8 protein-coding genes and 4 pseudogenes are annotated in these 12,684 nt (G+C 67.9%); 11 read left to right on the top strand and 1 reads right to left on the bottom strand.

Translation table 11 applies throughout. From position 1 onward, the window contains the following. Positions 1 to 212: pseudogene (locus tag AMK24_RS34460) on the top strand (hypothetical protein); the annotation flags it as partial. Positions 213 to 223: 11 nt separating this feature from the next. Further along, a complete protein-coding gene (locus tag AMK24_RS32175; RefSeq protein ID WP_143203776.1) occupies positions 224 to 1,450 on the top strand; it encodes a hypothetical protein in 1,227 nt (408 codons plus the stop codon). A 32-nt stretch (positions 1,451 to 1,482) separates the two neighbouring features. Here the strand turns inward: AMK24_RS32175 and AMK24_RS32170 are convergent, their stop codons facing one another. Further along, positions 1,483 to 2,790 (bottom strand): hypothetical protein, encoded by a 1,308-nt coding sequence (locus tag AMK24_RS32170; protein WP_143203775.1) that lies wholly within the window; start codon positions 2,788 to 2,790, stop codon positions 1,483 to 1,485. Between the two features lie 456 nt (positions 2,791 to 3,246). On the opposite strand from AMK24_RS32170, the pseudogene AMK24_RS32165 reads away from it, so the two are divergent. The 9 genes and pseudogenes from AMK24_RS32165 to AMK24_RS32120 form a co-directional block, all read left to right on the top strand. Beyond that, positions 3,247 to 3,807: pseudogene (locus AMK24_RS32165) on the top strand (IS630 family transposase); the annotation flags it as partial. Between the two features lie 628 nt (positions 3,808 to 4,435). Next, positions 4,436 to 4,678 carry an acyl carrier protein gene (locus tag AMK24_RS32160; RefSeq protein ID WP_073772411.1) on the top strand — a complete coding sequence of 81 codons (243 nt, stop codon included), beginning with the start codon at positions 4,436 to 4,438 and terminating at the stop codon, positions 4,676 to 4,678. Next, entirely contained in the window at positions 4,675 to 5,901 is a 1,227-nt protein-coding gene (locus AMK24_RS32155) for a beta-ketoacyl-[acyl-carrier-protein] synthase family protein (RefSeq protein ID WP_073772410.1), read from the top strand. Before AMK24_RS32160 ends, AMK24_RS32155 begins: the two co-directional genes overlap by 4 nt. A 29-nt stretch (positions 5,902 to 5,930) precedes the next feature. Beyond that, a complete protein-coding gene (locus AMK24_RS32150) occupies positions 5,931 to 7,781 on the top strand; it encodes an acyl-CoA dehydrogenase family protein (protein WP_073772409.1) in 1,851 nt (616 codons plus the stop codon). Beyond that, positions 7,778 to 8,740 carry an LnmK family bifunctional acyltransferase/decarboxylase gene (locus AMK24_RS32145; protein WP_073772408.1) on the top strand — a complete coding sequence of 321 codons (963 nt, stop codon included), beginning with the start codon at positions 7,778 to 7,780 and terminating at the stop codon, positions 8,738 to 8,740. The genes AMK24_RS32150 and AMK24_RS32145 overlap by 4 nt, the downstream gene beginning before the upstream one ends. 250 nt (positions 8,741 to 8,990) lie before the next feature. Next, positions 8,991 to 9,743, top strand: coding sequence for an IS5/IS1182 family transposase (locus tag AMK24_RS32140; RefSeq protein WP_073772407.1), 753 nt, complete (start codon positions 8,991 to 8,993; stop codon positions 9,741 to 9,743). Between the two features lie 283 nt (positions 9,744 to 10,026). Continuing rightward, positions 10,027 to 10,323, top strand: a pseudogene (locus tag AMK24_RS32135) (helix-turn-helix domain-containing protein); the annotation flags it as partial. Between the two features lie 155 nt (positions 10,324 to 10,478). Further along, positions 10,479 to 11,269 (top strand): annotated as a pseudogene (locus AMK24_RS32925) (IS5 family transposase). A 68-nt stretch (positions 11,270 to 11,337) separates the two neighbouring features. Next, positions 11,338 to 12,684, top strand: a 1,347-nt coding sequence (locus AMK24_RS32120; protein ID WP_443333919.1) for an IS701 family transposase, incomplete at its 3' end; no start/stop codon positions are given.

Raw genomic sequence — 12,684 nt, 5'->3', positions numbered from 1 at the left:
GGGGCTGCAGAAACGGATCAGCCCTCGTCCCGCTCACCGTGGCAGAGATCCGCCGGCTCCTGGACACTCTCCTGCCTCATCCCCGAGCCGACCACGATCCCGTCACCCACGCACTGAACTGGTCCGCCTGGAGAAGACGCCGCCAGGCCATCGCCCGCCACTGCCACTACCGAAAACGCAGCTCAGGACACGAACCGCTGCTGGAGTACTAAAGCAGTCACATTTGATCGCCTACGATCCACGCCACGACGAGTGGGTGACCGGAATCCTCTCCTTCACTCCGAGCTGGGCAACCGATCGGGACTTCCGCGCCGAATTGTCTCTAGGTTTTGTAAGGACCTCGATTCGGAGAAGGAGACAAGCAACCGTGGTTGCGCGATCGAAGACGACCTGCGAGCTTCCGACAGGGCTCGCCCTGAACGAGGCGGCGGTGACGCTAGCCGATTTCTGGCATCCGAGCATGGGCCAAGTCGGCTGTCCGGCCGCACCCTTGCTTCAGGCGCACCTGGAGAAGGGGGGCGTTCCGTCCGAGCTGGGGACGGCCGACCACGAGGACATCGGCGGGGCTTTGCCGAAAGAGCCGGCAACCCTGATCGCCACCACCTTCACGATGCCTGGCGGTGAAGTCCTGGGTTTAGCCGTCGCCGCTCCGCCGCGCTGGATCGACCAGGCCCGACGGGCGGTCCACGACTGGACCGCCGCCGTGCGCACCCGTCGGCTGTTCGTCCCGGCAGTCCTCCCCGGCTGCGAGGAGCAGAGGCGACCGGCGCCGGGCCCAATTCCGCGGCCCGCCCGAAATGGTCAGCACACGTGCCCGAAACTGCGCTCGATCGACTTCGCCGCGAGGGCCTTCGCTTCGGACGGCGACACCGTCCTGGTTGTCGGCCCCTCTGACCCGTCAGCATCGGAAAGCCTCGGACGGCCCGGCACCGCCCAGTCGTGGACGCGGGTGCCCGACGTGGAGACGGCACGGCGAATGGCGCTCCCCTCGAACGGTGCGGCGGCCTTCGTGCTGGCGCCCTGCACATCGGTGCGCACCGCCTCCGAGATCCTCGCGGTCCTGCGGGCGCGCCTCCCCCGCCTCCGCGGCATGCATCCGGACCAGTGGTGCTACCGGACCGACGAGAATCTCGCTGCCATGGCGGGAGCCATGGCAGCGAGCGAACTCGTCCTGGAGCTAGGGGCCGGGACCGCCCCACAGGTATGTGCAAACCAGCCGGTGGTCAACCTGCGCAGCTGGCGGGAGCTGGACGCCGAGCGGCTACGCCAGGTTTCAACCGTCACCGTGATCAACGCCGAAACGTCCTCCCCCGGTACTCTCTCGCTGGGCGAGGTACAGGAGGTGTTGGCGGGGCTGGGACCGCTCGCCGTGGTCAACCACCGGGTGGTCACCGAGACGCACCTCTATCTCACGGCCGGAGCCTCGAAACGGAAACGCCGTAAGGTGTGATTCAATCCCGATGCCCCGCTACCGTTCCTCCGTCAGCGGGGCATCGGGGTTGACGCTTCGCAGCGAAGCTTGGCCTCACGGTGCAGTTCGAGGATCCGTGCCGCCCAGCGGCGGTTGCGGTACGGAAGCAGCGCCCTGACCATGCTCTCCCCGGCATGGGCAAGCCGCTGGGACTGCGTACCAGCGCGGACCTGGATGAACTCCCCCCACGATTCGCAGGCCGCGTCGAACGCTCCCTGCTCCATCAGCAGTTCCCCGAGTTCGGCCAGCACAAGACCCCGAGTGCGGCGCTCCGCCTCCGGCCTCAGTTTTGAGGATAGTTGCAGGTCGGCAATTGCACCCTTAGTATCGCCCATCTGCAGGCGGGTCCGTGCGCGCTGGTGAACAAATCCCGCAGGGTGGTAGAAGCCGATGGAGGTGGGTACGGCCGGTGTCGACCGCACCTGGGACTCGGCGTCCCGGAGTGCGGCTAAGGCCTCCTGTCGGCACCCCGCGGCGGCCAGCGCCTGCGCCAGCTGCCCCAGGAGGAATGCCGATGTCGCCGGGTCGCACCCTTGGGACTGACCGACCGCCCGTTCCGCGAGCCGGACCGCGTAGTCCAGGTGGCCGAGGTCCAAGGCCTGCACACTCATCGCCCTGAGCGTCACCACCAACGTCCGCGATTCCCCGCACGCTTGCGCGAGCTGCGCAGCCTGGCGGTACCACCGCTGCGCCGCTCCGTTCTGCCGCTGGTCGACCTGGAGGTACCCGGCGATGTATGCGAACCTGGCGGCCTCCGCGATCAGCGCGGCGCGGAGTGCGGCGCTGGCTGGCCCCGATAGCCAGACGCAGACCGCCGAACGGTAGAAGGAGGTCAGGGTGTTCAGTGACGAGCAGGATTCGCCCCGGTGGTCCGCACGGGAGAACTGTTCCGTCATCAAAGCGATGCACTTGACGTGTTCCGAGCCAATCCGGGCCGTTCTCTTTCGGGAGAACCAAGGTGCTTGGTGGAGCCCCTCCTCCAGGACCTCGTCGAGGTCGGCTAGGCGGTAGACGCTGCCCTGAGCCGGTGGCCGTGGGTAATCGCCCGCCTCTAGCATGCGCTGGTGCGGGAAGCCAACGTCAGCGGGGGTGAGGGAACGGCCCAGGCGTCGCGAGAGCGCCTCGGCAACGAGGGCGGGCACTGGTTCTCTGGGCACGGTTCCATTCGCCCACTGGCTTACCGAAGCCCGCTGGTAGTTCAGATCGAGGCCGGCCTCGGCCCCCAGGGCGTTGACGTCGCGCGCGAGTTCGGGGCCACTGTACTTAGTCTGAGCCAGCAGCATCCGGAGTTTGTTGTTGATCGCTGGCGTTGGCGTCATGGCGTGATACTCAGCCTCCCTTGCCTGATGTGCCTCTGGCCCCGAGGGGGCCCGCTGGGCACCGCTCTGACATTCGCCAGCGGCTCGGGTGGTCGTTACGACCGCACTTGAGACGCGGGACGGAAAGGTCAGGGTCACGTGCCCATCCATCGGTGTTCGCAAGAGTCCTGCGGAAGTCCGCAAGACGGTGCACTCCAGCTCACGCCTCGGTAAGAATTCCCGGGCGTCAATCTGTACTGCCCAGAGTCGCCGTATCGTTCCTCCGAGTCAACCTGCAGGAAGAGCAGGGGAGTTGGGCGCTTTCAGGGACTGGCTCGACGATCCTCCGTCTGGCCCTGGCCAAGCTGCCTGGCTTGAGCGTTCGCACATGGCCGGACCATTATTGGTCTGCGAGGTCCGCTTCTGCTCTCCTCGCTCCCGCACCGTTCCCTCTGGGAGAACCTAATGCGCGCCCATCTGGACGAGAAGTCGCAGATACAGGCCCTGGACCGCACCCAGCCCGTCCTGCCGATGGCACCGACCACGCCGACAAAGATGACTCACGACTACGTCCGGCACGGCACGACCAGCCTGTTCGCCGCCCTCGGCATCGCCTCCGGCTCGGTCACCGCACAGCACTACCGCCGCCACCGCCACCAGGAGTTCCCCCGCTTCCTGAAAGTCATCGACGCCGCGGTCCCCAAGCACCTCGAACTCCACCTGGTCCTGGACAACTACGCCACCCACAAAACCGAGCCGGTCAAGAAGTGGCTGCTGCGACACCCCCGCTTCCACCTGCACTTCACCCCCGCCTCCGCGTCCTGGCTCAACCTCGTCGAGCGCTGGTTCGCCGAGCTGACCTCCCGCAAAATCCGCCGCTCGGCCCACCGCAGCGTCGTCGAACTCGAACGGGACATCCGCGGCTGGATCAACGAGTGGAACAAGAACCCCAAGCCGTTCGTCTGGACGAAGACCGCCGACGACATCCTCGACACTCTCGCCGCATACTGCACACGAATTAACGATTCAGGACACTAGACGACGGCGGCCACATCTCCACCGGGGCCTGGGCCGGCGGTTACGTCTGGAACCGGGCCGTGGGAGGCGGCCTACGGGTCTGCGCGCTCCCGGACATGATGTGGGCGGACCCGGTTCATACCGGTCGACCGCCTCGCCGCCGCAGTAGTGAAACTGATCTGCCACCACGCTCGACCGGAAGGCCCATTTCGCGCTTTGGCTCTCCGAAACCGGCCAATCGATGGGGATCCTGCCCTGGGAACAGCGGGTCGGGGATGCCTACGCAACCCGGACAACCCGATGGCGCTCCCGATCCCGCACCTGCGCCAAGAGATTTTGGGCCTTGCCTCCGCCGTCCGGCCTACCAGGAGCCGGACGTCGACTTGCCGTCAGGCCCTCGGCGGCACAGGCATCACGCTCTTGACCCAACCGCCACATCCGCACACCAGGTACCAAGTGATCGACGCCTTCACCGCCACACCGGGCGTCCTCACCACGGTCACCGACGAAATCGGGACCGGTCCGTACCTTGGGCCCGCCTCAGCTCACCGACCAGCCGCCCGTGCCAGCCAGGCAGGTCCTGACGACGGTGGGTCTTTCCTCCCACCGAGTACTTGCCGCCCACTCGCCTACCTCCTAGGAGCTCGCCATGGATTCCGCCCAGCAGACTTTCAACAAGCTCCTCATCGAGCACCTCCGCCTGCCCGCCGAGGATCTCTCGCCGGATGCCACCTTCGAGGACCTCGACATCGATTCGCTCGCTTTGGTCGAGATGGCCGACATCATCCAGGGTGTGTACGGATTTCCCGTGGCAGACGGTGCGATCACCAAGACCTCGACGCTGGCGGAAGTTGCCGCTCTGGTCGAGGCCGGCCGACAGGCTGCCACGTGACCACGGGCGTCGCGGTCACCGGGCTTGGACTCACCGTCCCTGCCGGCCTCGATACGGCGTCCGCCTGGACCGCCCTGCTCGCAGGGCGGAGCCTCGCTGCTCACGATCCACAGCTCGCTGACGCCGAGGCCGCCTCCGATCTCGCCTGCCGGGTGCCGGAGTTCAACCCTGCAGAGCTGGTCGGCGCCCGGGAGGCGTGGCGGCTTGACCGCTTCACCCTGCTGGCCCTGCACTCCGCCCAGCAGGCCGTAACACAGAGCGGACTCGGCCCAGCGTTGTGGAACGGGGATCGGGTCGGCATCGTGGTCGGAACCGCCGCAGGCGGAACAGCTACCTCCGAGGAGCAGCACCGGCGCTTCCTCGATCAGGGTGCGCAGGGCGTCTCCGCGCTGATGCACTCCATGGCACTGGTCAACATGGTCGCCGGAAGGCTGGCCATCGAGTACGGAGCCCGCGGCCCCAACTTGGTCACCTCCACCGCCTGCGCATCCGGAGCCACCGCCTTGGGCACCGCCCGCGATCTGATCCTGAGCGGTGCCTGCGACGTAGTGCTCGCTGGTGGCACCGAAGCAGCCATCACGCCGACCTTTGTCACTGGCTTCGCGCGGATGGGAGCCCTCTACAAGGGTGACCTCCCCGCCGACCGGGCATCCCGCCCGTTCGACGCCGACCGGGCGGGGTTCGTCATTTCCGAGGGAGCTGGGATGATGGTATTAGAGAGCGCCGCACATGCCCGCGCCCGAAGCGCGACTGTCCTCTCCTGGCTCACCGGCTACGGAGCCGCGGCCGACGCGCACCACGTCACCACACCCCACCCCGAGGGCCTCGGTCTGCGCCTGGCCATGGCCGCAGCCTGCGCCCAAGCCGACGTTTCGCCAAGCGAGTTAGCTTACATTAACGCGCACGGCACCTCCACCCGGTTCAATGATGCCGCCGAAGCGCGAGCGATCAACGCCCTCGGCGCTGGCCGTGCGGTGGTCAGCTCCGTCAAGGGCACTATCGGCCATACCCTCGGCGCTGCCGGCGCCGTCGAGGCCGTCTGCACCGTCCTGGCCCTGCTGCACGGTCAGGTCCCCCCCACCGCCAACCTCGAGCGCCTCGACCCCGGCATCGCCCTCGATGTGGCCGCAGGCGGACCCCGCCCGCTGACAGGACACCACGCACTCAGCAACTCGGCCGGATTCGGCGGACACAACGTCTGCCTCCTCTTCACCGCCTCATAGGCCTTCCCACGCGCTTCCGAGGAACCCACATGCCCTTCCCCGCCTCCCCCACTGCAACCGCCCGGGCCGACGCGACCCGCGTTCTGCGCGACACCGTTTACGACGGCTGGTTCGAGACGGTGCACCGCCCGCTGCGCGATCTGCTTGCCCACCCTCTCTTCGAACGCCGGGAAGGCCTCACCGCGCTCGCGCAGGGTCGCCTCGCCTACGACCGCAGTCGCTTCGTGCACAGCCGCCTCGGAGACCCCCGCGACGTACTGGCCGACCCGCAACGGATGTTCGCGCTCAGCGAGTGGCCCTCCCTGCTGGACACCACCACGCTGCCGCTGCTGATGAGCCACTACAACCTCTGCCTGGGCACCGTCCTGCAGCACAGCCACGACCGGACCGACCTGGACGACTGGATCGACGAACTTGCCGCCATGCGCTCGGTAGGCATGCTGATGGTCTCCGAACTGGGTTACGGCAACAACGCCGCCGCGATGCGCACCCGTGCCGAGTACGATCCGGCCGACAACTGCTTCCGGCTCGTCACCCCAGACGCCTCCGCGCAGAAGTTCATGCCATACACCGGGGTCCAGAACATCCCGAAGATCGCGGTGGTGATGGCCCGCCTCATCGTCTCCGGCGAGGACTGCGGGGTCTTCCCCTTCCTCGTCCGGATCAGCGACACGAACGGCCTGCGTCCCGGCGTGGTCGCCCGCCCTCTCCCCGAGAAGCCAGGCCTCGCTCTCGACAACGGGGTCACCTGGTTCGACGGCGTCCGGCTTGAGCGCCGCGCCCTGCTCGCCGGCAGTGCGGGCCGACTCAGCCCCGACGGCGTCTTCACCAGCCCCTACCGCAATCGTCGCCGTCGCTTCCTCTCCTCCCTCGAACGCGTCCAGCCCGGCCGGCTGTGCCTCGCCTCCTCGCTGGTCGCGGCCTCCCGCGCCGCCTGCACCATCGCCGTCCGGCACAGTCTGCGCAGGCATACCTCCGCCCCCGCCCACAAGGACGTGCCGCTGCTCGCCTACCGCAGTCAGCAGGTAGACCTGTTCGGCGCACTCGCCGACACCTATGCGATGACCTTCCTGGTCAACGACACAAAGCGGACCTACGAGGCAGCCCCCGAGGCTCCGGAGACACACCGGCAGATCGCCGTATGCAAAGCCGTCAGCAGCTGGACCGTCACCGCAGCCCTCACTCAGCTGCGCGAACGTATCGGCGCCCAGGGCATGTTTGCTGCCAACCGTATCGCCGAGTACATCCCGATGGCCCAAGGCGTCGTCACGGCCGAGGGCGACAACCTGCCGCTGCTAGCCAAGGCCGGCAACGAACTCATCGTGGACCTCGCCGCCACTCCCGCGCCGCCCCTCCCCGCGCACGGCTCCCTCACCGACCCGGCCTACCACCTGGCCCTGGTCCGCAGCCATCAGCACGAACTCGCCCTGCGCTCCGCCGCCCAAATGCGCCGGCGCACCCGGGCCGGCGCTAGCCTCTTCGACGTCTGGAACAGCCAGATCACCACCGCTCTGGACGTCGCCGCCGCCCACGGAACCGCCCGCGCATTGGCGGAGTTCGGCCGCATCGCCGCATGCACCCCCAACCCCCGAGCTCGGCGCGCACTGCGCAAACTCGCAGCGTTCTACGCCCTGCGTGCCACCGCCCCATACCGAGCCCGGCTCCTCTCCCGCGGCCTTATCACCCCCGCCCAGACTGACCGCTGCGACGCACTCGCCGAACGCCTGCTGTCACTGCTGCTACCCGACGCCGAACTCCTCGTCGACGCCTTCGCTCTGCCTGACACCCTCCTCCGCGCCCCGGCCCTCAGCCCCGACCTCTCCTACTTCCACCCCGCCCCCGGCACCCTGGTGCCAGCAACCGACAGGGACACCGTATGAGCGCCGAGCTGGTGGACGAACCGCACCCCGGCGGCATCCCGACCGCCACCCGGCACCGGGAGTTGAGCGTGCTGCCCGGGATGTGCGGACCACTCCACGCCTTCGCCGCCACTACCGGCGACTGGACCTGGCAAACCGTCGGCGACCTCTGCGGCTTCGACGTCTGCACCGCCCACGATGCCGAGGGCCGCCCCGCCTACCTTGCCTTCGCCTACTTCCGGATCAGCTCGCGCGGCAGCCTCCACCCCGGATCGCTCACCTTCGGCGACCGGCTCTCCGTGGACTCGGCTGCCCACGACGCTGGCCGAAGCTCAGTCCTCACCAGACACCGTATCCGCCGACTGACCCCCGGCGCCGTCGAGCGTCCGACCGCCTTCCACCCCTCCGAACTCGCAGACCAGCCCCGCCAAGACAGCCTCTACATCGAGAACTTCAACGCCTGGGTCGCCCGCCGAAGCGAGGGCTGCAACGCCGATTTGCTGCACGCCCCGCCACCCGCCTTCCGCGTCTCCAGCCTGCCGCCGGTTCCCACCGGAGCCACCGCCCAAGACGTCTGGCGTACCGCCCGCCGCGACGGCTCCCTGTCCGAGGAGGGCTTCGAGGACTGGCTCCCGGTAGCCCCGGCCGCCATCACCGAACAACCGGTGGACGCCGCCTGCGACGTCAACGGCGTCGGCCTGCTCTACTTCGCCTCGTTCTTCTCTATCGCCGAACGCGCCCAGCTCGCCCTGTGGCGACAACTCGGCCGCAACGTAACCGAGTTCCTCCAACGAACCCTTCTGGACCTGCGCATGTGCTACTTCGGCAACGCCGACGTCGACTCCATCCTGCGCACCGAAACCCGACTCCGACACCACCCCACCAGCCCTCGCTTGGAGCGCGCGGACATACTGGTCCGCGATGTGGCCACCGACCGCTCCATCGCCGTCGCTTCTTGGTTGTACCGCCGCCCTGACTGATCACCACCCACCGCAGAGGAGTCCTCCCCCTCATAGCGAGGGCTCGAACGCGATGTTGCCGCAACTGCCGTTGTCGGCGTACTCGCCTATTGGCTCTGGCAAGAATTACATAGCCGAAGATCATCTCGGTGACACGGAGCCGTTTCCAACCTGACGGGTGGTTGGACCGGCAGCCCCGACGGCGGGCATGAAGAAAGCTCCTGGTAGACGGGTTCACGACCAAGATCACCAGTCCGCCAGGAGCTTTCGCGTGCTTGTCTACCCGTCCGGCATCGATCTGTCCAGCCGCACCCTGCGGCATCTCTCCGGTGTTCTCGCAGGTCACCGCCGTCGGATCGGCTCGCGCTGGCGGCGCCTGACCTGCGGCCGACAGGCCATGCTGGTCCTGGCCCACCTGCGCTGCGGTGACACCTACGCCCGTCTCGCCGCAGGCTTCCGCATCGGAATCGCCACGGCCTACCGCTACATACGCGAGGCCGTCGACCTCCTGGCCGCCCTCGCGCCCACGCTGGAACAGGCCATGACGTCCGTCCGGAAGAAGGCGTACGTGATCCTCGACGGCACCGTGCTGCCGATCGACCGCATCGCCGCCGACCGGCCTTCCTACTCCGGGAAGAAGAAGCACCACGGGATGAACGTGCAGGTCCTCGCGGATCCAGCCGGACGTCTGATCTGGGTCTCGGACGCGCTGCCGGGAGCCACCCACGACCTGACCGCGGCGTGGGCCCACGGCATTCCCGCCGCCCTCGCCGCAGACGACATCAAGTGCAGGGCCGACAAGGCGTACCAGGGTGCCGGCCCTGCGATCCGTGTCCCGATCCGGGGCAGAAACCTGCGCGGCTGGCGCCGACGTCACAACCGGGACCACACGAAGATCCGCAGCCTCGGTGAACGCGCCATGGCGATCCTCAAGTCCTGGCGGCTCCTGCGGAAGCTCCGCTGCAGCACCACCCGCATCACAGCCGTCGTCGGAGCCGTCGTCGCCCTCGAACTCGCCAGCTGATCAAGATGGAAAAGGTTCACGGTCGCCCAGTCCGCGTAGCAGCGGCGGAGGTGAGCCGTCAGAATGACGCAGCGGTGCAGGGGCGGGACGTCGGCACGGGCGTATTCGCCGGCCTTGCGGCAGTCCAGGCCGAACTCACGGGCCGCGGAGCTCCAGGTCTCATCGCACCGTTGTTCCAGTAGATGCGCCCGTATGCCAAAAGATAGAGATCCCTGTTGAACAGTTGCCGCTGAGGTTGAACAGGTGGGGTGAAATTGGGCGTTGGCGGTGCTACATCCTCGTCATGAGGTACGCGGATAGCGGCGGGCTGACCGCTGCGGGGCGGGTGAAGCGTGAAGCGGTGCGCTTTGAGGCCGCGGAGATGTTCGGGCAGGGGGTGCGGCCGCCGGAGGTGGCCCGCAGGTTACGGGTGTCGCGGAAGTCGGCCTACGCCTGGCACACCGCCTGGCGCCAGGGCGGGAGCGCGGCCCAGGCCTCCAAGGGAGCCGGCGGCTTTCCGTGCCGACTCGACGATGCCGAGGCAGAACAGCTGCAGGCCGAGCTGGAGGCGGGACCGGCGGCCCACGGCTGGCTGGAGGACTTTCGTCAGGACCATGGGGTAGAGCCCGCGCGAGCGGGGCTGATTCGGTTCTCCACCACTATGAGCTCGTAACACGATCTTGTTGATGTTGGCTGGTATGCCGTGACCGGTGTGACGATTCGGCCGTTCGTGAGGGTGTGGGTACTCGACCGTGGATCGTGGACGATGAGTTGTGGGCACTGATCGAGCCGTGGCTGCCGCCGTGGCCGGAGCGGTCGCCGGGGCCGCGGCCGGTGTCGGATCGGCTCTGCCTGCAAGGCATCCTGTTCGTCCTCTGCAACGACATAGCCTGGCAACTTCTGCCCTCGGAGCTGGGGTTCGGCTCGGGATAGATGTGCTGGCGCCGGCTGGACCGGTGGCAGAAGGCAGGAGTCTTCGACCAACTGCACCGGGTCCTGCTCGCTGAGCTGAATGTGGCTGGCGAGCTCGACTGGTCGCGGGCGTGCGTGGATGGTTCCTACATTCGCGCGAAAAAGGGGGCGCCGACACCGGCCCGTCGCCGGTCGACCGGCGGAAAACGGGCAGCAAACACCACCTGATCTGCGACGGACGCGGCACCCCGATCAAGGTCATCACGACCGCGGCCAACGTCAACGACGTCACCCAGACCCTCGCCCTGGTCGACGGCATCCCGCCCGTCTCGGGCCGTCCGGGCCGCCCCCGCCGACGGCCCGACGCCCTGCTCGGCGACAAGGGCTACGACTCCAACGCACACCGAGACGAGCTCCGTCACCGACGGATCCTGCCCGTCATCTCCCGCAAGGGATCACCCAACATCAAGGGCATCGGCAAACTCCGCTACGTGGTGGAGCAGACCTTCGCCGTGCTCCACCACTTCAAACGCCTCGCCATCCGCTGGGAACGCCGGACCGAACTCCACGACGCCTTCATCTCGCTCGCCTGCAGCCTCATCTGCTGGAGACGACTCAAGAAGGCCGGATCATGATCGTGTTACGAGCTCTAATAATCCAGCAGCGGTTCGTGTCCTGAGCTGGCGCTTGTCGTTGTCCTGGTATGGAAGGGATGACTGAAGTCGGTTGCTGGGATGCCGAGTTGGAGTCGGTTTTCGCGCGGGTGGCGGGTAGGTTCGCTCGGGCGGATCTGCGGTGGCGGATGCGGGACTATGTCCGCGATCTGCTGGGGCGGGCGACACGCAAGAACGGCTGGCAGCTCGCGGAATGGGCAGGTCACCGCACGCCGGACGGCTTCCAGCGGCTGTTGAACAGCAGCGTCTGGGACGCGGACGCCCTGCGTGACGATGTCCGTGATTACGTGGCCGAGCGGCTCGGTCCGGGTGGCGTGCTGATTCTCGATGACACCGGGTTCGTCAAGAAGGGCACCACGTCGGCCGGGGTCGGCAGGCAGTACACCGGCACCTCGGGGAAGATCGACAACTGCCAGATCGGTGTGTTCGCCGCCTATGCGACCGGTTCGGGTCGAGCTCTGGTGGACCGCGAGCTGTATCTACCGAAGTCCTGGACCTTGGACCGTGACCGCTGCCGGGCGGCGAAGATCCCCGACGAGCGGGGCTTCGCGACCAAGGGGGAGCTGGCCAGAGACATCGTGCGCCGCTGTCTGGCCGCGGGGCTACCGGCTGCCTGGGTGACAGCGGATGAGGCGTACGGGCAGGACTGGAACTTCCGCCGCCTGCTCGAACAGCTTGGCCTCGGTTACGTGGTGGCGGTGCCCAAGACCCAGCAGATCAAGTCCCTGGCCGGGAGCTGGCGCATCGACGAGCTCATCGACGAAGCCCCCGCCGATGCCTGGCAGCGGTTGTCCTGCGGCGACGGGGCGAAGGGCCCACGCGTCTATCACTGGGCCGCGGCGAAACTGCCCGCCCACATCATCTTCGATCCGGATCCGCCGACCCATCACCGCTGGGTGCTGGCCCGCCGCAGTCTCTCCGACCCCGGCGAGATCGCCTACTACCTCGCTCACGCGCCCGTCGGCATCGAGATCGACGAACTCGCCCGGATCGCCGGCAGCCGGTGGGCGATCGAGGAATGCTTCCAGGCCGCGAAGAACGAATGCGGCCTGGACGAGTACGAGGTCCGCCGCTACCCCGGCTGGTACCGGCACATCACCCTCGCCATGCTCGCCCACGCCGTCCTGACCGCACTCGCCGCCCAGGCCGCCGTCGAGGCCGTAAAAGGGGCTGCAGAAACGGATCAGCCCTCGTCCCGCTCACCGTGGCAGAGATCCGCCGGCTCCTGGACACCGGCTGCCTCGGTCACCCACACGTGCTCCACCTCGGTCTGCAGGGCCGCCGCCCGCGCTTCCAGCTCCGCCCCGTCGGGGGCCGGTACGGCCGAGCCGGTCGGGGCCGCCGCCCGCACGCCGGGCGCCGGCTCGGTGCCGCAG

Origin of the sequence: Streptomyces sp. CB02366 (assembly GCF_001905905.1) — a bacterium.
Classification (GTDB): Bacteria; Actinomycetota; Actinomycetes; order Streptomycetales; family Streptomycetaceae; genus Streptomyces.
The sequence above is the reverse complement of the archived record's forward strand: the minus strand, read 5'-3'. Positions and strand labels throughout refer to the sequence as shown.